This is a genomic window from Scytonema sp. NUACC21, from assembly GCF_054684315.1.
Genome location: NZ_BAAFZH010000103.1, coordinates 109,336 through 132,114, shown reverse-complemented (window position 1 = coordinate 132,114; position 22,779 = coordinate 109,336). Strand labels below are relative to the sequence as shown.

Annotated in this window: 15 protein-coding genes and 1 pseudogene; 8 read left to right on the top strand and 8 right to left on the bottom strand. The window is 40.2% G+C overall.

The genetic code is table 11. The features are described 5' to 3' along the window. The first annotated feature begins 186 nt into the window (after positions 1 to 186). Together ACYRY3_RS34960 and ACYRY3_RS34955 are read left to right on the top strand one after the other, a co-directional pair. On the top strand, positions 187 to 633 hold the full coding sequence (locus ACYRY3_RS34960) for a DUF3574 domain-containing protein (RefSeq protein WP_460206259.1): 447 nt from the start codon (positions 187 to 189) through the stop codon (positions 631 to 633). 2 nt (positions 634 to 635) lie between these two features. Beyond that, a complete protein-coding gene (locus tag ACYRY3_RS34955; RefSeq protein WP_460206258.1) occupies positions 636 to 797 on the top strand; it encodes a hypothetical protein in 162 nt (53 codons plus the stop codon). Between the two features lie 67 nt (positions 798 to 864). Here the strand turns inward: ACYRY3_RS34955 and ACYRY3_RS34950 are convergent, their stop codons facing one another. Continuing rightward, complete coding sequence (locus ACYRY3_RS34950; RefSeq protein ID WP_460206257.1) at positions 865 to 1,614, bottom strand: CHAT domain-containing protein; 750 nt, start codon at positions 1,612 to 1,614, stop codon at positions 865 to 867. Between the two features lie 184 nt (positions 1,615 to 1,798). Between ACYRY3_RS34950 and ACYRY3_RS34945 the strand changes: the two genes are divergently transcribed. After that, positions 1,799 to 5,320: an NB-ARC domain-containing protein gene (locus ACYRY3_RS34945; protein WP_460206256.1), complete on the top strand. Its 3,522-nt coding sequence runs from the start codon at positions 1,799 to 1,801 to the stop codon at positions 5,318 to 5,320. Positions 5,321 to 5,630: 310 nt separating this feature from the next. Here ACYRY3_RS34945 and ACYRY3_RS34940 read toward each other — a convergent pair whose 3' ends face one another. Together ACYRY3_RS34940 and xisF are read right to left on the bottom strand one after the other, a co-directional pair. After that, positions 5,631 to 5,885, bottom strand: a complete 255-nt coding sequence (locus ACYRY3_RS34940; RefSeq protein ID WP_460206389.1) for a UPF0175 family protein — start codon at positions 5,883 to 5,885, stop codon at positions 5,631 to 5,633. 249 nt (positions 5,886 to 6,134) lie between these two features. Next, positions 6,135 to 7,724 carry a fdxN element excision recombinase XisF gene (gene xisF, locus ACYRY3_RS34935; protein WP_460206255.1) on the bottom strand — a complete coding sequence of 530 codons (1,590 nt, stop codon included), beginning with the start codon at positions 7,722 to 7,724 and terminating at the stop codon, positions 6,135 to 6,137. 51 nt (positions 7,725 to 7,775) lie between these two features. Between xisF and ACYRY3_RS34930 the strand changes: the two are divergent. Together ACYRY3_RS34930 and ACYRY3_RS34925 are read left to right on the top strand one after the other, a co-directional pair. After that, positions 7,776 to 9,116: pseudogene (locus tag ACYRY3_RS34930) on the top strand (flavin reductase); the annotation flags it as partial. Between the two features lie 127 nt (positions 9,117 to 9,243). Beyond that, positions 9,244 to 10,956: a diflavin flavoprotein gene (locus ACYRY3_RS34925; protein WP_460206254.1), complete on the top strand. Its 1,713-nt coding sequence runs from the start codon at positions 9,244 to 9,246 to the stop codon at positions 10,954 to 10,956. Positions 10,957 to 10,988: 32 nt separating this feature from the next. Here the strand turns inward: ACYRY3_RS34925 and ACYRY3_RS34920 are convergent, their stop codons facing one another. From ACYRY3_RS34920 to ACYRY3_RS34905, 4 genes are all read right to left on the bottom strand, one after another. Further along, positions 10,989 to 13,490 carry a DOMON domain-containing protein gene (locus tag ACYRY3_RS34920; protein ID WP_460206253.1) on the bottom strand — a complete coding sequence of 834 codons (2,502 nt, stop codon included), beginning with the start codon at positions 13,488 to 13,490 and terminating at the stop codon, positions 10,989 to 10,991. A gap of 654 nt (positions 13,491 to 14,144) precedes the next feature. Further along, entirely contained in the window at positions 14,145 to 14,591 is a 447-nt protein-coding gene (locus ACYRY3_RS34915) for a hypothetical protein (RefSeq protein WP_460206252.1), read from the bottom strand. A 299-nt stretch (positions 14,592 to 14,890) separates the two neighbouring features. Continuing rightward, positions 14,891 to 15,364, bottom strand: a complete 474-nt coding sequence (locus ACYRY3_RS34910) for a GUN4 domain-containing protein (protein WP_460206251.1) — start codon at positions 15,362 to 15,364, stop codon at positions 14,891 to 14,893. A gap of 228 nt (positions 15,365 to 15,592) precedes the next feature. Beyond that, on the bottom strand, positions 15,593 to 16,888 hold the full coding sequence (locus tag ACYRY3_RS34905; protein WP_460206250.1) for a glycosyltransferase family 61 protein: 1,296 nt from the start codon (positions 16,886 to 16,888) through the stop codon (positions 15,593 to 15,595). A gap of 751 nt (positions 16,889 to 17,639) precedes the next feature. On the opposite strand from ACYRY3_RS34905, the gene ACYRY3_RS34900 reads away from it, so the two are divergent. The 3 genes from ACYRY3_RS34900 to ACYRY3_RS34890 all read left to right on the top strand — a co-directional run bounded on the left by ACYRY3_RS34900 (position 17,640) and on the right by ACYRY3_RS34890 (position 22,446). Beyond that, positions 17,640 to 17,897: a GNAT family N-acetyltransferase gene (locus ACYRY3_RS34900; RefSeq protein WP_460206249.1), complete on the top strand. Its 258-nt coding sequence runs from the start codon at positions 17,640 to 17,642 to the stop codon at positions 17,895 to 17,897. A 367-nt stretch (positions 17,898 to 18,264) separates the two neighbouring features. Next, positions 18,265 to 18,792, top strand: a complete 528-nt coding sequence (locus ACYRY3_RS34895) for a hypothetical protein (RefSeq protein ID WP_460206248.1) — start codon at positions 18,265 to 18,267, stop codon at positions 18,790 to 18,792. Positions 18,793 to 19,299: 507 nt separating this feature from the next. After that, a complete protein-coding gene (locus tag ACYRY3_RS34890; protein WP_460206247.1) occupies positions 19,300 to 22,446 on the top strand; it encodes an MFS transporter in 3,147 nt (1,048 codons plus the stop codon). Positions 22,447 to 22,597: 151 nt separating this feature from the next. On the opposite strand, the gene ACYRY3_RS34885 is transcribed toward ACYRY3_RS34890, so the two are convergent. Next, on the bottom strand, positions 22,598 to 22,753 hold the full coding sequence (locus tag ACYRY3_RS34885; protein ID WP_460206246.1) for a hypothetical protein: 156 nt from the start codon (positions 22,751 to 22,753) through the stop codon (positions 22,598 to 22,600). Positions 22,754 to 22,779 lie beyond the last annotated feature (26 nt).

Sequence of the window (22,779 nt, the reverse complement as noted above, 5' to 3'; positions counted from 1 at the left end):
TCTAGTAATAATTGTTGAGTAACTTATAGATTAATACGGTTCAGTTAAAGTTGATGTGTATAAAATCACGTGTGTAGAGACGTGTCATGGCTCGTCTCTACATTGTGTTCTTTATAAGGATTTTGGTCTTATCACTAACCATATTAACTTATAAATGTAAACTTAACAATTTAGAGCCTAGCTTCTATGACAATTATACAAAAAAGCTTGAATAACCTAATTCTTACAGGTTTACTTATTATCGTTCCTGCTTCCACAAATACTTTTGCTCGTGCCCAATTACCCCAAACACTCACTCAAAACTCAAATGAAAAAATTCTTACTAAAGATGAATTGTACTTTGGTTTATCCAAGCCGGACGGAAAGATGGTATCTGAAGCTGAGTGGCAGCTATTTTTGAGACGTGTGATTACACCGCGTGTCCCCGAAGGATTAACTGTCATGGATGCCTACGGGCAATATCTTAATAGTTCAGGCAAACTCACTAAGGAAAAGACTAAACTCATCATTTTGATTTACGAAAACAACCCAACTAAAAATTCCCTGATTGAAGAAATTATCTCAAGCTATAAACAAACATTTCAACAGGAATCAGTTCTGAGAATCACTAGCACTGTCAAAGTATCTTTCTGAAGTTGCCAACAACGGTTGAGGCGTTGCGTTTAAATCGCTCTGGTGTTGTCAATCTACGCCGTTTATTAAGGAGTGCAAATTTGCATCCACCAAAAAATGTGGAAGGTGATGAGCAGGGGCTTTCATCACGCCGTAAGCGCTCGTCGCATCTAGGTGTAGTGTGAAAACAGTAGTTGGAAACCTAACTTGATTTAATGGCGTTGAAAGTCTAAGTATGTTTCCTATGGAACGTTAATTGGTCTTCTTTCTTAAGACTGGGGTTAACTGCTCTGGAATACCTTCTAATGAGATTGCAACACAACCCATCCCATAAGCATCTTCATACGACCAACCAGCACCCAACGCATCGTAAAAGCCGACAGCAAATTTAATCGCAGCGCGATCGCTCATCTCATCACTCATTCCCACTACATAATTAATATGCTGGGAAATTGCCTCTGCTTGGACTTTGGCATAACAGGCATTTAGCACAACACATTCTGTACCGCGCTCAGCAAATAATTTAAACAAGTTTACCAAGGCATTGGTAGAAACTAACTGTGCTTCTCCCGCATCATTTTCTAACCAAAGTCCCTTTTCTCCAGCACCATGTCCGCAGAAGTGAACTATTTGGGGATGAAAATCTACAAGTGCGCGACGCAAATCATCGGGACGAACGGCCCATTTTTGCTCTAAGGTAAATTGTTCTTGGTTTTGTGCTCTTCGCAAACCCTCATCAATTTCTCTCGCTTCTTTGTCTAAACGCAATCTCGCTGTATCTATCGGGTTGGAGGCGAGGATTAAGATTGTGCGTTTTCGGGGTAGCTTTTCGGATGGTACTGTGGGTTTGTTTGCGGTGTCGGAATTATAGATTTGCGTAATTTTACCTGTAGTTATATTACCGCCAACTTGTATATTGCCACCAAAGATACTTTGTTGATGATTGGGACGATTATCTTGTGTGGCATTTAGTATAATGAATTGCTGAAGATCTAAAATCATAAAATTCTCAACTTAAAGTTCCTGTTATATTGGCATAAAATATATAACGATTTTCAAGGCAGATTGAGGTATTTTATATGACTTTTATTTTTGCTTAATTATTTGCATAGATAATTTTAAATTCCCTGCTTGGGTATTGAGAAAGTGTTAATTGGCACAAAATCCCTTAACTACATGTCGCCGAATGAAAAGTGTTGCTAATATTTCTATAAATAAGCTAAAAAGCGGTGAGAACGTGCGACCTGATGAAAACAGCCAAAAACCCGAGCAAGTAAATCAAAGTATCATTGATGATACTCAGGTAGGTCGTGACCAAAATATAGGAAACATCACCCAAAACATTACTATCAATAACTCCCCAAGCGCAAACTCAGTCAGGTTAAAGGTATTTCAAGCACCGCCTCTACCGGAATATTACGTAGACCGTCCGGAGGTGAGCCAGGATTTGAAACAGCGTTTGCTGTCTGATGGTGGGACTTTGGTTATTAGTGCGATTCATGGCTTGGGTTCGGTAGGTAAGTCAACCTTAGCAGCAGCTTTGGCACATGACGCAGATATCCAAAAGCATTTCTGCGATGGTGTGCTTTGGGCTACTTTAGGTCAGGAACCGGATGTTCTGTCGCTTTTAGGTGGTTGGGTGCAGGGTTTGGGGGATTATAACTATCGTGCTACGAGTATAGAAGCAACTTCGGCTCATTTAAACACCCTACTTTTTGATAAAGCGGTGTTGTTGGTAGTTGATGATGCTTGGATAGATAAAAATAAGGGGTGGGAACACGTACAAGGGTTTAAAGTTGGTGGCGATCGCTGTCGGATGTTGGTAACGACGCGGGATGCATCCATAGCAAATTTTCTCGGTGCTAAAACTTATCCCTTGGATGTGATGACAGAAACACAGGCTCTAGAACTATTGACTCAGAAAGTTGAGACCCAAGGGAAGCGGTTACAAGAGGATGAAATTAAGCCTGCAAAAGCTTTAGCCAAGGCTGTTGGTTATTTGCCGTTGGCATTAGAGTTAGCTGCATCTCAAGTTGCAAGTGGCACATCTTGGAAGATTTTGATTGAGGATATTCAACAAGAAATTGCCCGGTTAAAATCATTTAAAGATCCAGGAATTAGGCATATTAGTGATGATGAGAAATTTAAAAAACTTAGTTTACAAGCATCATTAAATTTGAGCGTGAAGCGGTTATCAGAAAACGATCGGGAGTGTTTTACTTGGTTGGGGGTGTTACCGGAAGATGCAAATATTACCCCGAAGATGACAGCAACACTTTGGGATATGGATGAACGAGACGCGAGGGAAACTTTGCAATATTTGCGAAGTCAAGCGTTGTTATTATCCGGTGTTCTTCTGGCTGATGAGACAGCAACCTATAGGTTGCACGATCTATTCCACGATTTAGCACGGAATTTATTAACTGCACCGCAAAAACCCAAGCGTCAAGGTGATTTGGTTGGGTTGGGAATGAAGTGGGAAGATGTTCATAGTCGATTGTTGGATAAATATCAGCAACAGACAGAAAATAATCTCTGGCATACTTTACCTGATGACGGTTATATTCATCAGTATTTAGTTTGGCATTTAGAAAAAGCAGGTAGGATAGAGGAAATCCACCAGATCTTGCGGGAAGAGTCTGCTAGTGGGAATAATGGTTGGTATGAAGTGCGGGAAAGATTTGGACAAACGGCAGGTTTTTTAACTGATGTTGCACGGGCTTGGGAATTAGCGGAAACTGATTGGGAGAGGAAAAATCTTTCGCTAGTTCTGGGTTTGCAGTGTCGCTATGCTTTGATTATTTCTTCACTAAGCAGTTTAGCAGATAACTTACCAGAAAGACTGCTAGTATTATTGGTTGAAAAACAATATTGGTATCCGCAGCAGGGATTGGCTTATGCTTTGCAAAAGCGAGATTCTTTATCTAAAATTAATACACTTATTACATTAATCAAGTATTTACCAGAAAGTTTAAAACAGCAAGCTTTACAAAAAGCAATTGAAATAGGAGCACATCAAATTCAGAATCAATATTCTCGTGCCCAAATTATTTCGGTATTCACTAAAAAGTTACAAGATGAGAATTTGTACATCGAAGCATTAAACGCAGCACGTCAGATTCCGAATCCAGATTCTCGTGCCCAAATTCTTTTAGTATTAGCTGAAAAATTACAAGGTGAAAATTTGTACATCGAAGCATTAAACGCAGCACGTCAGATTCCGAATCCAGATTCTCGCGCCGAAATTCTTTTAGTATTAGCTGAAAAATTACAAGATGAGAATTTGTACATCGAAGTCTTAAACGCAGCACGTCAAATGCAGCATGGATATTCTCGTGCCCGAATTCTTTCGCTATTAGTTGAAAAATCACAAGATGAGAATTTGTACATCGAAGTCTTAAACGCAGCACGTCAAATGCAGGATGGATATTCTCGTGCCCAAATTCTTTTAGTATTAGCTGAAAAACTACAAGATGAGAATTTGTACATCGAAGTCTTAAACGCAGCACGTCAAATGCAGGATGAATATTCTCGCGCCCAAATTCTTTCGCTATTAGTTGAAAAATCACAAGATGAGAGTTTGTACATCGAAGTCTTAAACGCTGTCTGCCAAATTCAGCATGGACGTTCTCGCGCCCAAATTCTTTCGCTATTAGTTGAAAAATCACAAGATGAGAGTTTGTACATCGAAGTCTTAAACGCAGCACGTCAAATGCAGGATGGATATTCTCGTGTCCAAATTCTTTCAGTATTAGCTGAAAAACTACAAGATAGTGATTTGTACACCGAAGCATTAAACGCAGCACATCAAATTCAGGATGAATATTCTCGTGTCCAAATTCTTTCAGTATTAGCTGAAAAACTACAAGATGAGAATTTGTATATCGAAGTCTTAAACGCAGCACGTCGAATTCAGAATGAAGATTCTCGTGCCGAAATTCTTTTAGTATTAGCTGAAAAATTACAAGATGAGAATTTATACATCGAAGCATTAAACACAGTATGTCAAATTCAGACTTCAGATTCTCGTGCCAAAGTTATTTCAGTATTAGCTGAAAAATTACAATATAAAAATTTATATAGTGTAATCATACAAAATGAGAATTTATATAGTGTAATCTTGGAAATTGCACGTCAGCTTCCGTACATCTCATATAATATCTCTATATTTAATGTAATGAAATTTGTGGCTAAAAAATTACAAAATAAAAATTTCATTGATGAGTTGTTGCCTCTCATTCATAAAATCCCCAATAAAGAATACCAAATTATAAGATTAATAGAATTAGCTGAATATTTAGAGGACAAGAATATTTATAATGAAGCCTTAAAATTATCTCGTCAAATAGAAGATGAACGTTTTCGAGCACAAACATTAGGTAAGCTTGCTCAAAAAATACAAGATAAAGAAATATATGCTCAAGCTTTAGTAGCTGTCAATCAAATGCAAGATGCAAATCTTCGCGACCTAATTGTGAGGGAATTGGCAGAAGGTATGAAACAAGAAGATTTTCATACTGAGACAAAAGATGATTCTGTTTCTTTTCCTTTATGGTTAGCAAAAATTAAAAGCCTTTCTAGACAGAATCGTCAAGATGTTCAAGAACAGATACAGAAACTTGTATCGGTAATCTTTAATTTAGGTGGCAAAGAAGCGATCGCAGAAGTAGCTTCCGCCATCCAAGATGTAGGGCGATGGTGGCGTTAAGGATAAAGAATTAAACAAATTCTAATAAGGGCTGTGCGGCATAGCCCTACCTACGAAAGAATAAGCTTTTTGGGCTGTGATTTTTGCAGTAAGACGATGGTGCAAGATGTGAGTAAACCAAGCCAAAGCAGGAGAATAACCGCGTAAGTCGAAAATTTAATTTTTGGCGCTCTTGGCGTCTATGCGATAACGCGCACGCTAAGCGCTAAGCGCACGCTCCGCGAACGCTATGGCGGTTCATTCTTCATTCCCATTTTATGCAACGCCTAAGGAAATAAGTGGTGCTGTATTAATAACTATTTTATCAGTATTAGGCATTTTCTAAATCAGATAAAAGCTCCTCTTCTGTTAAATCAATCATTGGAACTCCATAACGGTGTAAATTGAGTAAAAAAGAAACTCTATCCATACCAGCTAATTGTGCTGCGACACCAGAAGAAATGCGTTTCATTTCAAACAGCTTAACTGCCATTGCCATTTTTGCTTCTTGCTCAAACTGTTCTCTCGTCTGTTGTAAGGCATCAGGTAAAGTTTCTGGATAATCGATTCTGAGTTGTAAGGACATATTTTTGTCATCTAATTCATCTAAAAATTCACCCAACTGCAAAGCCTACCTCATAAGAGATATTCTAGCAGTTCGTTAGGTAGCCTTAAGGTCTTGAGAACAGTGCAATCATTCATTCTATAATAACGAGGAGAGTCAGAAGCAATCGCTTTGAAAGATTATAGGTCGTAAAGTCTGATAAAGCACGAGCGCAGTCAGTCTCGGTAGTAACATCGCATTATGTAGTATGGGTTGAGGAACGAAACCCAACTAAATCCGCAACTTTACCTCTACCACTTTCCCTTCATCCACAACCGCACACATAATGCACTCGCGCAGCAGACGTTTTTTGTCCACAGGGTTTTGTATACCTTTCCAAAAATCCTGGTTGCTGAATGCGGCTATAATCCTTTCTCGGCTGATGAGCTGCGCCTGGTTGCTTCTTTCTCCACTATCAAGCATTTCTGCAATCTGCAAGCGCAATCCTTGTTTGGCTGTCTCAATGGCGGGGTTGTTACCAGGGATAGCTTCGAGGGCTTGGAGTTGCGATCGCAATTCCTGTAATTCTTTACTTTCTACCACAGGTGTACTATTTTGCTCCCCAAGTACAGAAAGGCGTTCTGCTTCCTTAACGAGAAACTCAATAATTTGGTCTTCGAGTTCAAAGTTGGTAATTGCAGTTTTATGCTGGCACATACCATTTTTTAGGTAATAGGTGCATTGGTAATATGATTTATATCTGCTATCTTTTTTACCTTGGTAAGATGCAACTTTGACGAATTTAGCATTGCATTTTGCACATACTACCAAACCTTGGAAGATATTCAGTTTTTGTGGATCGCGATCGCCCTGTGATGCCCATGCATTCTTGCGGTTACTACGGATAATTGATTTAATTTCTTGATGCTGTTGAAATGTAATTAATGCTTGGTCGTCGTGGGTGTTCCAAAAAACATTAATCTCATCAAAAGACTTTTTATTGCCATTTTCCTTAACTGTACCATAAGGAGTTCCACCAGCCAGCACTGGATTGGTTAACCAATCTCGAATACCAGTCGTTGTCCATCTCAGTCCTGAGTATGGGTAACGTAACCCTACATTAGACTTTTCATCTACTTTTTTGTTTAATGTTTTTTGGGTGAGCGTATCATCTTCCTCAATTGAATAATTCCCCGATTTTGTAACATATTTTTCAGAACATTTTGAACCGATACCAAAGAACTCATTTAACTTCTTTGCTGTTTGCGTGCAGCTACCAACCTGATAAAAGGTTTTTAATATCAATTTTGCAACTTCAACCACTGATAACTCTTGCTTGCTATCAATCAAACAAATACAGGGGTCATTATTAAAAACATATTTGTCATTTTCAACTTTGTAACCAAAAGGTGCAAAAAAATGGCTTTTCTTCTCCTTGCGTCGGAGTTCTCGCTCCTTACGAATTCGCAAGCCCAGCATTTTTACCTCATGTTTGGCTACATCTAACCGAATATCAACCGTTAGTTCTCCCCCTACAGAATCCAAATCAAATGGATCGTCAAGAGCAACTGATTTAATTTTTTTCTTTTGAAGTTCACTTATAAGTTGGTAAAAGATGATTTGTGATGCCGCAACTCTATCTAATCGAGTAAATTTTAAAAATTTGATATTGTGGTTTACTGGGAGTTCTTGAACTGCTTTAATTAAGTTCAGCAAACCCTTGCGATCGTGCTTGGTGCGTTTGTCTATATCGAAAAAGATTTTTCCAACACCCGCATCTCTCAACCTCTGCATTTGCTTGAGAAGCGCGTCTTTGTCCTGTGCTTGCTCGTCGGTTGATACCCGCGCATAGCCCCAAGACTCAAAATCGTTAGAATCCATAGAGAATAAGCCATATAGCGATTACAAAACTTACTTTATACTATAAATGTAATTCACGATCCGTTTTCTAAGCGAATTGTGAAAAGTGGCGATCGCGTAGACTTGGGACAGGGACACGAAATAGAATTTGTGAGTGCCCCCAACCTGCACTGGCCCGATACAATATTCAGCTACGACCGTAAAAACCAAATCCTCTTCACCTGCGACGCCTTTGGGATGCACTATTGCAGTGATGACACCTTTGACGTCAATTTAGAGGCAATTGAACCGGACTTCCGATTCTACTACGACTGTCTCATGGGACCCAATTCCCGTTCGTTGCTAAACGCAATGAAAAAAATGAGCGAACTTGGCAAGATTAGAATCATTGCCAACGGACATGGTCCGCTATTATATCACAATCTGGAAATTTTGAGAGAGTGCTATCAAAGCTGGAGCCAAAGACAAGTCAAAGCAGAAACAATAGCCGCTTTGTTCTACGTCTCGGATTACGCACATAGCGAACGTCTTGCCCAGGCAATTGCTCACGGAGTCCAAAAAACTGGGGTTGGCGTCGAAATGATGGATCTGACCTCAGCTGAGATTCAAGAAATTCAAGAATTGGCAGGAAGGGCAGCTGGCATCATTATTGGTATGCCTCCCAGCGGAAACCTTGCGGCTCAAGCAGCTATTAGTTCCCTACTAGCTGTAGCAAAAGAAAAGCAACTTATTGGGCTATTTGAGTGCTACGGTTCCGATGATGAACCCATCGACCCACTGCTGAGAAGATTTGTCAATCTTGGCGTGAAAGAAGGATTCCCAGCAATTCGGATTAAAGAAACACCTTCCGATGCCGTATACCAACAGTGTGAAGAAGCAGGGACAACCTTAGGACAACGGCTTGTGCGCGATCGCAACATCAAGCAAGTGAAGTCCATTGACGCCAACTTAGAAAAAGCTCTAGGTCGGATTAGCAACGGATTATACATCATCACCAGCAAAAAGGGTGATGTGCAAGGAGCAATGCTTGCAACTTGGGTGGTTCAAGCTAGCTTGCAACCCTTAGGATTTACAGTTGCTGTTGCCAAAGACCGTGCTATTGACTCCTTAATGCAAGTAGGCGATAGGTTCGTCCTAAACGTTTTGGAAGAAGGAAATTATCAAGAATTGAAGAAGCACTTCCTCAAGCGCTTGCTTCCCGGTACCGACCGCTTTGCTGGAGTCAAAACCCAAACAGCGCGAAACGGTTGTCCTATTCTGACAGACGCTCTCGCTTACATGGAATGCGAAGTCACAAGCAGCATGGAATGCAGTGACCACTGGATTGTATACTGCACCGTTCAAGATGGTCGAGTCTCCAAACCCGATGGCATCACCGCAGTTCGCCATCGTAAAGTAGGCAACTACTACTAAGAGTAAGGGGAGATAGGGAGAAAGGGAAATAAGAACAATTTTCTCTCACTCCCCCACTCCCTCACTCCCTCACCCCCTCACCCCCTCACTCCCCCACTCCCCCACCCCCTCATCCCTTCACTCGACTATGACCAATTCCAATCCTCGTGATATACAAGTTTTACCAATCGCTACAAACACAACAGTATTTAGAGCACGCAGTTGGACGCGTTTGCGGTTTGAAATTGAATACGCACTCTTTAAAGGCACCACTTCTAATTGCTATTTAATCGAAGGTGAAAAGACTGCAATTATTGACCCACCTCCAGAAACCTTCACCCAAATTTTTTTAGAATCATTACAACAATCTTTGGATTTAAAACGGTTGGATTATGTCATTCTCGGTCACTTTAACCCGAACCGAGTCCCAACCCTCAAAGCCCTTTTAGAAGTTGCTCCGCAGTTGACTTTTGTTTGTTCTCTTCCTGGCGCTGCAAATTTGCGGGCAACTTTTCCCAATCACGAGTTAAAAATCATGGTGATGCGGGGGAAAGAAACGCTGGATTTAGGCAAAGGACATGTCTTGCGCTGTCTCCCCATCCCCAGCCCCCGATGGCCTGCGGGGCTATGTACTTACGACCAGCAAACGCAAATCCTGTATTCAAACAAGTTGTTTGGCGCTCATGTTTGCGGGGATGAAGTCTTTGATGAAGATTGGGATGTTTTAAAGCCAGACCAGCGCTACTACTTTGACTGTTTGATGGCACCCCATGCAGCTCACCTACAAGCAGCTTTGGAGAAAATATCCGAACTGCAAGTGAGAATGGTGGGCACCCTTCACGGGCCTTTAGTACGCTACGGTTTGTTGGAACTGACTCAAGAGTACGAGACATGGAGCCATTCTCAAACCACTCGCGAAATCTCTGTTGCCTTGCTTTATGCTTCCGCTTATGGAAATACAGCAACTTTGGCCCAAGCGATGGCTCTTGGTTTGACCAAAGGAGGGGTAGCTGTAGAATCCATCAACTGTGAATTTGCTCAACCAGAAGAAATTAAAGCAGCTGTAGAAAAAGCTGATGGCTTTATTATTGGTTCTCCAACCATTGGTGGTAACGTACCAACCCCCATTCAAACTGCTTTGGGAATTGTGCTGGCAATTGGAAATAACACCAAACTTGCTGGGGTTTTTGGTTCTTTTGGTTGGAGTGGTGAAGCCTTCGACGTTATTGAAGGTAAACTCCGTGATGCCGGATACCGATTTGGGTTTGAGACTTTGAGAGTGAAATTCAAACCAGCAGATAATATTCTCAAGCAGTGCGAAGAAACCGGTACAGATTTTGCTCAAGCTCTTAAAAAAGATAAGAAACTGCGTATGCCACAACCAGCAGCTACTCTTGTTGAACAAGCTGTAGGTCGGATAGTTGGTTCAGTTTGTGTTGTCACAGCTAAACTTGGAGACGTTTCGACTGGAATGTTAGGGACATGGGTTTCCCAAGCGACTTTTAGCCCACCCGGTATTACTGTAGCGATCGCCAAAGAAAGGGCGGTAGAATCCCTCATGTATCCTGGTGGTAAGTTTGTCCTGAATATCATGCCTGAAGGCAATCATCAGGAATATATGAAACACTTCCGCAAATCCTTTACACCAGGAGAAGATAGATTTGCAAGTTTTTCGACAGAAATAGCAGAGAGTGGCTGCACTATCCTCACAGACGCCTCAGCTTACCTTGAATGTTCCGTAAGCAAACGCATGGAATGTGGAGATCATTGGGTCATCTATGCGACTGTCGATCGTGGCAAAGTGCTCAAACCCGACGCCCTAACTGCCATTCACCACCGCAGGACAGGCAGTCATTATTAATATAAGTAGAGACGCGCCATAGCGCGTCTTTACTAATCGTTAGGCAATGTACGCCCATCACCATTCACAAAAGCCCAACGACTAATAACTCGTCCTCCATTTGCCAAACCCCCCGATAACCATTGAGGTACAAAGCCATAGCCCCCTTCTTCCCATTGACCTGACTCAATAGTCCAGAATTTTTTCCCTTGATTTCCTCCATTCACACGCCATGCTAGGTTAGGGAAATAATAATCACCCGATGGCAAACGGTTTAATTCTGACTTTAATTCAGGGATTGCATTTAAAGAAATTGCCCCCTCATAAATTGTTTTATTACCAGAACGAGTAAATTGTATTTTCCCTTCCGAACCACCTGATGGGCTAGCATTCATTACCATCAGAGGCGGATTCAGAGTTGCATTAGTGGGATAATATCCCTGATGATTTGTACCGGGAGCGCGATATCTCCATAGCTCGCTCTTATCGCCCTTACTATAAGTAGCAAAAAACTCGTAATCGACATCTGCTGCCAAAGCCTTTTCATAATGGGAGTGACCTTTCAGCAAATCATCAGGATTATTTTTTGTGCAATCAATATTAATAAATAATCCATCTGTATTATCATCACCTTTCGCACCATCAACTCTATTTTCCCTAAACCATTCAAAGCTGGGATTATATGGAGGAAAAGGCTCGTGCTTATCATCAGTTACTTCTGCAGCAAAATATAAATTATTTGCATCCCAGGCAACTTTAAACTGATATGCATTATTCCCCATATTTGTAGCTATAACATCAGCCCAGTCATTTAAATTGCCATCTACATTTATCGTTTTCTTAGGAGCATAGGCTGATTGTATCTTCCAAGCACTAGTTTGGGGTGATGGTTTCTCTTTGATTGCTAATGAATAGCTAATTTCGTAATTATTATTACTATTAATAGAGAAAGAATTGATAGGAAAGCTGATAATTCTCTGTTCGCCTGGTTGTAAATTTTCAAATACTATGTTGTTTGTAGCTAAAACCCATCCTTTAGGAGGTGTGACGGTTAACGTTCCACTACGAGGTTTATTAACTACATTCTCTACTTTTATATCAATTGTCCGACCTTTGACAACAGAACCAGATAAAGACAATGCCGTTACTTTTACTTCCGTTTTTAATCGAAAATCTGCATTTTGCAATATTTGCTTTAATTGGGAAGCGGGCATATCAGCTAGTACGTATACAACTTCTACTGGATTCAGAGGAATATTACTCAAATTGTTAATTCTGTTTCCCCTATAATCGTAGACCTGTATCTTTGAACCACTGATAGACATAGTCCCGGAATACTCATCAGAAGGAATATTACCTTTAGCCTGACTTCCCCCATTGGGATTCCAAGGATTGCCTATATCACCATAAAATGGACCATTGACAAATATTGCTGCTCTAGAACGATTATCTTCCGAATAATCGTTTTGAAAAACAATTCCCCACATGGATTTAGAATTAGGAAAGACATCATCTACGATTTTGGTTCCTTCCAAAACCCGAGTCATAGTTCTATATGCATCCTTTGCCGCATCATTGTTTTCTATATCGTGCATTCCATGACCTTTCCAGTTAAACCAAAAAGCTCTAACAGGTCTTTGAGCATAATGACCGGCTAACATATGTAGCAGGAAGCTAGAAGGTATTGTACGGGCTACCCATATATCCTGATTTGCCGAAAACATATCACGAAATGTGCCAAACTCTGTTTGCCAAGCTCCTGCTCGACCTTGAGTTTTAGAAAATTTCTTATCTAATGTCAATTGCATTAATGCACTGTGGAAAGTATTCAGGCTGGGAAAAGCATAGGCATGGTTGACAGACCCATCTGCATATCCTATGTCTTTTCCTTTTGCATACATGACATCTCTGTTATAGGCTAAAGAACCCCCGCCAATTAAATTAACATTTGGATAATCAGCTTTTACTTTGTTCCAAATTCGTTTAATGAGGTCTCTGTATTCTTCAGCAGTACCTCCGTTCCATGCCCATTCGTCAACCCAGGGTTCATTCCAATGCTCGTAATAAGGCATGATATCGTGGGTGGCTGCTACCCATTTATAGAATTTTTCTACATATGCATCTACATTTTTTGGTGGGCCTAATTTGTCACCTTCTTTCCAATCTACTGGGTAGAAAGGTGTTTGTAAGGACGATACGCCATAACTCTTTAAGGTATTTATTCTGTCTCTCAGAATCTTAGGGTCGCCATTCCAAGGGTCGAACTCTACTTCTATACCGCGAACCCATTTGACTCCAAGGTCTTGAGATACTGGTCCTACAATCTTTGGATCGCTATAACCAAAGTCTAAACCAAAAGGTGAATTGGGAGCTAATCCCGTGTATCTTGGAGGTAATTGTGCAGAGTTAGATTTTGAAGGGATTTGTGCAGAACCAGTTGCACTTAATAAGAAGCATAACAACAGGACAAATAAATTTTGACTTAACTGCCTAAAGCGAAATTTCAATTTGAATATTTGTTGCATTGGAATTAGGTTAAGGTTGTCATTGGTCATTGGTCATTGGTCATTGGTCGGGGTTCTAGCTATTTTTTACATTCCTTAACATGACTGCTTCTATTTCTGCCCACCTACTTAATTAAGTTGAAAATAAACTTTTACAAAAGAATTTTGTGGTAGAAAAATACTATTCGTGCTATCCCCTCAGCTACCGCGAGTATTTTAGCTTAAATTCAAAAGAAAGCAACAATATAGTTAGCACCCAGGGCAAACACATCTCAAATATTACTGCTTTGAAGTTGGAGCGATCGCACAGGCAACATAATTTCATCAAAAAATTATCTTATCTTCTTGATGTGGTGGGGTACACAAACATCCGAAGATAATTTGTATTAATCTTTACTTCAAGGTATCTTAGTAAGGTGTAGTAGGATGGGCAGCAATACCCATATAAAAATATTTGTCTTAATAAAGAACTAAAGATTTATTTGAGTTACTTTCCCCTAGAGAGCCGTCTACTCTTTAGGGGAGTTTTTACCATTCTACAGCAACACCAGATATTTTTGTTACGCCTTAAAAAAATTAAACTTTAAAGATTGCTTTGTCTCCCATCATATTGGGGGTTGGGGATGAGTTTCGACTTGGATGATTTATTCTTTCTCATCCCGGCTTGTAAAGTAGGTTGATTGTGTAAAATCTGCTTTCGACTTACTAAAAAGCAAATTCTAATAAAAATGGGTAAAACTTACTTGCCAGAAACTCAAACTTGGCTCGAATACTATCAGGAGGAGCGATCGTATACCCCATGCCATTTAACCAATTGTCATTATACCCAGGCATATAAATTAGGTGAACCATTCCTTGTTGGGAGTATCCTGAGAGAATTAAAGTTTGAATTTTTGGAAAAAACATCACTCTAAAATTCTCGGAAATATGTCTCCCTTTGAAAGTAAGAGATAAATTATCACGTCCAATTTTTGGAGATAACAACTCAAATTGAGTTTTTGGCAGAACACAAGCAGCAGAAGCGCTTCCAATTTTCTGAGAGAACAACTGAAACAGAGTATTTGGGAAAACCAAAGCTGCAATTCTACTTGCCTCTACGTGTAATTCTATTTGTACAGTGTGGAAAGCGTCTCCTGCACCTCTTGTAAACATAGTTTTTTCCTTTGGCTATAGATTGAAAAGTAGTTTTGTTGCGATTCTGCACTCTGCAGCGAAGGGAAGACTGAAGGATGAAGTATCAAGTATCAACTATGAAGTAGGTTGGAAACTCCATCAATACATTGCACGGCTTGTATCCATCCCTGAACCTATGTTCATCCTTAATCCTTAATCCTTAATCCTTAATCCTTTATATATATACAGTAGGGGATAAAAATGAAGAACTTGTGGAGAATTAACAATTGTAGTCTCACTGTACATATTCTGTGGGGATTTGCGACATTTTTGCTAATTCAAAAATCATCTGCATAGCAATCCTCTAGTTTCAGGGGTAGAGAAGCCGCCCAACCAATAGCAGCCCCATTAGATGTAAAAAAGGGTGCAGCGGGTAAATGTCCGATAGCCGCTTCTAGGCCGAATACAAGTTGAGAATAATGTTGCCATTTGTAATCGACTCGCCAACCAACGGCATCGCTGAACCTGAGATAATCTTCTCCTACTCTTTCCCAGATAAGGCTTTGTACGGAAAATCCAAAGCGGCTTTTGCTGTGCCTTACCCACAATGAATCGATAATTTTCAAATCCTTAGAGGGAAATTCTACAATGTCTTCCTCTGTTATCCAGCCAGATGAAACACGATGGGTTATTTTTAGCATCACCACCCCAGTTTCCTCGTCAGCTTCTTGCCACTGCCCTGCAACTAGTAAGTCACGCAACTTGGTGTAGTCTGACTCTGTATCTGAAGTGAATTCATCTGGTTCTGGCATTTGGGAATGTTGATCGACGACTGTTAGTTGTCTTTATTTTGAACCCACTTGAACCAAATTTGGCAATTTATGTTGGCAAATTCCAGCCATTGTCACCGAAATGGATGGCACCTCTTGTCAGAGTTCAAGGCAAGATTGCCCCCAACACTGTGGCTAAGATATGAAAGCCCCCACTTAACCCGAAGGTTATAGTGGGGGTAGTACTATCTTCCCATGTTTGATAAAATTTTATGCAAACAGTGCTTCACTTCTTTCTGCACTGGCTACAAGTGTTTGCAAAGCATCAAGGTTTACTATTATGTCTGTGTCTCGGCGACGAAAATCCATGCTGGGAGACTGACACTTAAGGAACCCATACTGAAAGCCCAGTTCTTTTGCTAGGTAAAGAAAAGTATCATCCACAAAGAATGAGCTAAATAATTCAATGACAGTCAACTTTTCTGCGAAAATCATGTTTGTGAGACCAGCACCCTGAGGTGCAACAACTATTTTGGCTTGTGAAAATAGCCTTACCTCGTCTGAAAAGCTTAAGTCTTCTAGTACATATGCAACAAACCCAAATGGCTTTAAAGCATCTATGACTTCGTTTTCATTAATTATTCGACGACCTACTGTCTTACGTCGTGAAATCAAGATATAAGGTGAAAAATTCAGTTTGTCACTTTCTATCGGAGTCAGATTACTAATCATGCGCTCGCGAAGCCAAGAACAAGCCCTAGGAGATACATGAAGTTCAGGAGAACGCCGAAAAGACGGGATTAACAAACGGTTTACTTTCATCCTTGACCCATTCCAAGGAATACAGTCCTTTGACTCATATCCTAAAAGTTTGAGAGACTCTATTTGCCATGCAGCAGGCTTTGATTCAATAATTAAAGTCGGCTTGATACCGGTCTTCTCTTGGTAAAACTCCAGGCTCTCCAGCCGTGCTAAGCAATCTACTATCCAGTGATAGTAATTTCTGCTCCAACCATTGATTAATGAACAGGCTATGTCTAATTGAGGAGGGTTCTCTTTGGATAAGAATCTTAAGGCTAAAGCTTTTAAAGGTATGCATTCCTCTATTGGTAAATCCTCTTTTAAGGAGGATGTTTTAGATAATGATGTACCAAATATTGTAGATATCGGGACAGATGTTTCCAAAATAATATTTCCATTTTGGTCAAATCCTAGGGCGGTAGGACCAGCAAGTTCAGCATTATCTACTTCACATAAAAAAAATTCATCTTCTCTGGTTTTGTCTGGAGTTTCATCAATAAATGTCGCTGAATAGCCATTAGCATTTAAATTGTAAGGCTTCATACATGGAATGAATTCCTCGGATTTAAACTGGATTGTATGATATTGCTCTGTATTGTTAATTAACTCATGTCTCGTTAATATAGTAAATTTTAGTATCTTTTTTGCAATTTTAAGAATTGGTCGTCGCAGTAAAAAACTATATTTGCTTTTACTACGATTAAGGATGAGATATAAAGTGTGTAGAAATTTTATTTTTTTAAAATTGCGAACTAAAAACGACATTTTTAATCTCCTGAAAAATTCCTTTAATTAGTTGCTTGCCTCACATCTTGCACCATCACCTTATTGCAAAAATCACAACCCAAAGAGCTTATTCTTTCGTAGGCTGGGCACTGCCACCAGCCCTCCCACAATTAATGTGATATGAGTTACGATCGCCTACACAGACTGCTCGTTCTTCTGGGGTAAATGCTTATAGTTAAGTAGCGCAACCACCCAATACCTGTGTTTTCAATAAAAAAATCTTTTTCGCTATCTCTAAACAGTAACTAATGATAATTACAAAGATAAGGCTCAAAAACTATGCCTCAATACTTCTTATTTAGAAATCGGAAATTTTCACTTTGATGCACCAAAACCACCGCTTTACACACCTTGCACCATGATTACTGAACTTCTCTTGAAACTTTCTAAGTTGTTAATGAGCTTTGCTATTGGTGTTTTATAAACTTGTGGCTTCCTATATATCAAATTACACTTATACTTTTACAAAGATGTGTAAATCAAGTGACAAATTTGTGACAACTTTTGCTACGTATCGCGTATGATTTCCTCAATAAGACGGTGGTACAAGACTAAGATATGCCTGAAATTAATCGAACAGATGGTAAATATTGTAGCTTATTAAATCTTTGATAAAGTTGGTTTAAAAATAGTAGCGATCGCACTAAGAATGTGTGAAGATGACTTCGAGAAAGACTGGGCTGTGCAAAACTTTGATATAAGCAAATCACGGCTTGAAGGAGTTGTGTGAATGCAGAGTGTCAATATAAGGGGTCTAAGCCATGAATTTTCTATCTTCAAAGGGGTAATTCATGGGGCTGTGATGCTGTATGGTTTTGAAAATTTAAATTTGCCAAGAATTGTCGCGATCGCACAACCTCCGAATCTACCTTCCATTCGCGTTATGGAAAAGCTTAAGATGCATTTTGAAAAGATGGGTACAGATCGTCGCGGTATTGAGGTTGTGTATTATGCAAAGTCCAAGCAAGGTATCAAACCTGTGCTTTGAGAAAAACTGTCACATCAATTTCCTCAGATACTCCATCAGACCCTACACGCGAGCGTATTTTGATACATTTATGGGATGCTCCAATGCAAAGAAACCAAGAAAGCCGAGTTTCAGCCAGCGCTGCTTCAAAGTTGGAAACCCCTTATTGGGCTTAGCATTAGATATAAAGATTTTAATAATTTTGTAAAATAAATTTACAAATTGCCCATGTACTGCATAAGCTGATTTTATTATCACTATCAACAATCAGCTAATATCAGCATTTAAGTGCCCCATGTGTTTAACAACGTGGAACACTCCAGTCAACAATCTAGTTTTACCAACTGATAAAACTATGTTGTTTAATCACACAATAAAGGTATCAAACATGTACATGAATAACTTGCGTCGTTTCGTCGTTTTGCTCGGATTGACTTTGACTTTACTATTGGGAACTGGTACAGCGGCTTTGTTTGCTCAAGCAGCACCAGCACAACCAGCAGGTTCTGTGGGAGTGGCTTCACCTATAGAGCCGAATGATTTTGAACTCCAGGGCAAAGATACAAGGATTAACTACTCGACTACTAGTTTCACCGGAGAGCCGCGCTTAAATTATCAAACCCAGAACACTAACCGCCAATTCACTGGCGAGGAAATCAATACCCTAGAGACTAACATCGGCAAACTGGTTACAGTACTGGTTGAACCAGACGCTGATACAGGTAAGGAAGTCTGGTTGGCTCTGCTACTACCAACTATTAATCTGCCATCTAGTCTAGAGAACCCCATTCAAACACAGGCAATTCTAACCACAAAGCGCACTCCTGTGCGTGGTGGTCCTCCTATCCTTGAAGGACAACTGGAGACTTATAAAACGTTGTCCCTTAAAGGAACAGCTAGGAGTATTAATTTTTAACAACAAGGGTAATGCAATAGCTAGCTGTGATTTCTTTCCTTCGATTATCTTTGAATTGATAGTCGTTCAATAAAGCACTGTGTTTATTAGTCTCAAAGCGATCGCTAACATTTTCTCAAAAAATTATAGCGTTTTTCATGTGCGTGAGGTACACCTAACTGTAAGGGTGAACAGCCGTTCACCCCTACCAACGTACCTCACTTGATTGGGAAAGGCTACAGCGTTACCCTATCTTTAGCATAATTTCTGCACTTCCTTACATCTATGTATTGGGCCGTTATCTTGCACTATGACTCTGATGCGTCCTGCTTTTTGCGCTTCTAAGTCATATAGACTTAAATCTAAATTTTCAAAAAAATTAATAATTTTCCTAATGTCTGACTTATGGTAAAAGCATTTTACACCTAAGGCAGTAACAGTTCCAACATCTATTAGTTAGGGTGAACTCAGTCAGGCATTTACAAAACAAATGTAAATGTGAAATTGAGCTAGAATGAGGTAAATACTATGTTTTCCATTGCAGACTTGGGTTGCAACTGGTGCTCCTTTCTATTTGGATTAGCACCTATGAATGTGGCTCAAGCCGTTGTCATTTCAGAAGAAGCATCTCTGGCTTTTTCGGGACCAAAGTTTTTGGTGGCATTCCTAGCAGGTGTGGTCATGGCGTTTGCCTTCCAATTACTATTAACAAACTTTTCTGTAGCTGTAGGAATTTCATCTTTAGGAACTGATTTAGATTTTGGTGATGAATCAGAAAATTTGGGGAGTACTATTCGTAAAGTAGAAACCAAAGTTGGTCTCTGGGCGGTAGTAACTGCAACTATTGCATTGTTTAGTGCTTGTTTTCTAGCAGTGAAACTTAGCTTCATCGAAAGTGGGCTTCTTGGGGCAATTATTGGTGTAGTTATCTGGTCTACTTACTTCTCAATATTAATGTGGCTGGGTTCAAATGCAGTCGGTTCCTTGCTTGGTTCTGTTGTCAGCATTGCTACTTCTGGTTTTCAAGGATTGATGAGTGCAACAGGTACCGCCATTGGTTCTAATGCTGCAAAAAGACAAATGATTTCTACTGCTGAAGAAATTACAGCCGCAGTCCGTCGGGAATTAACATCAGGTTTTGAGCCTGACAGTATCCGAAATACACTCCAAAGTTCTTTAAATTCTTTACAATTACCCAAGCTCGATCTCCAAGAGATTCGTTCTCAATTTGACAATCTTCTACGCGAAACTGATTTGCGTTCTATTGCTGATAGCGACTTGCTACAAAATATTAACCGCCAAAGTTTTGTCGATTTAGTCAGCAGTCGTACAGATTTTTCTCAAGCAGATATCAATCAAATTGCCGACCAACTTGAAGCAGCCTGGAATCAAGTTGTGAATCGCAAAAATCCAACACAGCAAGTTATGAATTTGCTGCAAAAAGCCACTCCCGAAGAACTTAAATCAGAAAATTTAGGTGAACGGCTTCAGGAATTGGTTGCAGTCGGAGGAGGTAATGGCACGCAAAGTAACGGTGTGATAAAGCAAGTCCTTCAATATGGTTTAACTGCTGCTATGCCAGCAGCCTTAAACAGGGTAAACCTCTCTGCAATTGATGTGGATAAAATCAGCCATCAACTACAAGGGTTGAAAGATAAAGTTCAGGATGTAGATGTTGAAAAAATTACTTCACAATTGAAACATCTTCGAGATAAGGCTACTGAACAAATAGCTGAAAGATTGCCAGGATTACCCCATAATACAATTCAGTCAGATGTAGAACATTATATACTGAATTCTTTTCCTTGGCACTTCAACCGCATAACTATTAAAGATGAATTCTTTGAAGTCATCTACGATCCAAATGCAGATCCCAGAACAGTCAGACGTGAGTTAGAACAACTTAATCAAGAGTCTTTTGCTAACTTGCTGACAAGGCGGAATGATATCAGTGAAGCAAGAGTCAAGGAAATTGCCGCACAACTTGAAAGTATTCGCCAGGAGGTTTTAGAAATTGTGCAGCAGGCGGAAACACGTGAAAAATCGCAAGACTTCCGCACGCGCATTGAAAATTATTTGCGTTCTACTGGTAAAGAAGAACTGAATCCTGAAGGTATTGAACGGGAGTTGACAAAGTTATTAGAAGATCCAGAAGCGGGTTTTGAAGAATTAAGTCAGCGCTTTTCTCAATTTGACCGCAATACCTTGGTGCAGTTGCTGAAGCAACGCCAAGATATCAGTGAAGAGGAGGCTAATAATATTGTTAGTCAACTTGAACACATCCGCGATAATATCTTGAATCGTGCCGGAGAATTGCAAGAACAAGCAACAGCCAAAGCTGATGAACTGCGGCAAAGAGTCGAAGACTATCTACGGAATACTCGTCAGGAGGAACTAAATCCTGAAGGTATTAAGCGCGATTTGAGAATGCTGCTAGATGACCCTCAAGCGGGAATCTATGCTTTACGAGCAAGGCTCTCTCAGTTCGATCGCGATACGTTAGTTAAATTATTGAGTCAGCGTCAAGATTTGAGTGAGGAGCAAATTAACCAAGTTCTTGACTCTATTACAGCAGTACGAGATAACATCCTGCAAACACCGCAAGAACTGGCTGATAGAGCAAAAGAACAATACTCGCAAACTGTCAAAGCTATTGCAGAGTATCTTCGCAGTACTCATCTTGAGGAACTCAACCCAGAAAGTATCCAGCGAGATTTAGAAAAATTACTGGAAAATCCGAAAGAGGGTACTTTAGCACTGAGAGATCGCCTTTCACAGGTAGATCGAGAAACTTTGGTGAAACTGCTGACTCAACGAGGAGACTTAAGCGAAGAAGAAGTCAATCGCATTATCGACCAGGTACAACAAGCGATTGGTAGTATTGTGAGAGCACCGCGACGCTTAATCAGCCGTGCTATTACACAAGCTCGGGACTTTGAAGCCAATCTGGAAAACTATCTGCGGAACACTCACAAAGAAGAACTTAACCCAGAAGGGATCAAACGGGATTTGCAACTCTTGCTGCAAGACCCACGCGCCGGAATTGGCACTTTAGGCGATCGCCTCACCAAATTCGACCGTTCTACAATTGTATCGTTGCTGTCTCAGCGTGAGGATATTTCAGAAGAAGAAGCCAATCGGATTGTAGATCAAATCGAATCTGTACGTCACTCCATTGCCGAACAATATCAGAGGCTCCAGCAAAGGGTACAAGCAGCGATTGACAGGAGTTTTGCAAGAATTCGCACCTATCTTAACTCTCTCAATCGACCCGAACTCAACTATGAAGCTATCCAACAAGACTTTGCTAAATTGTTTGACGATCCGCAAGCAGGATTTGAAGCGTTGCGCGATCGCCTCAGTCAGTTTGATCGTGATACTCTAGTCGCCATTCTCAGTTCCCGTGAAGATATTTCCCAGGAAGATGCCAATCAAATTATCAACCGCATTGAAGCGGCAAGAGATAAGGTGTTGCACCAAGCCGAACGCATTCAGCAGGAAGTTAACAAACGCCTTGCTGACATCAAAGAGCAAACTAAAAAGCAAGCAATAGAAACTAAAAAAGCTGTTGCACGCGCTGCTTGGTGGCTATTTAACACGGCTAGTGTTTCTCTAGTTGCTTCAGCAATAGCTGGTGCTTTAGCAGTTAATGGTCTTAACTTATTTGTTGGTTAAAAATTTTGCAATTTCCGTTTGAAAATTTAGCCTCTCTATTGAGAGGCTTTTTTATAAGTAAAAAGGCTGAAAACCCTTGAGGTTGAAGCACGGAGCGTGGCGGAGTGTTTCCGCCGTCCTTAAGGCAAGGGATGAAAGCCGTGAACACCCTTTAGGGTGCAGTGCCATTTTGTTTGTTCGGTTCTGGCAAGGAGTCTATCCACTCATCAATCATGCTAGAAATAGTTCTATCGAGTTGAGCAGATAATAAGACAATCTTATTGTATCGGCGTTCAGTCAACCTAAAGTTTAATCGTTTGTTTTTCATTTTGTCATACACTGGCGTTGTATTTA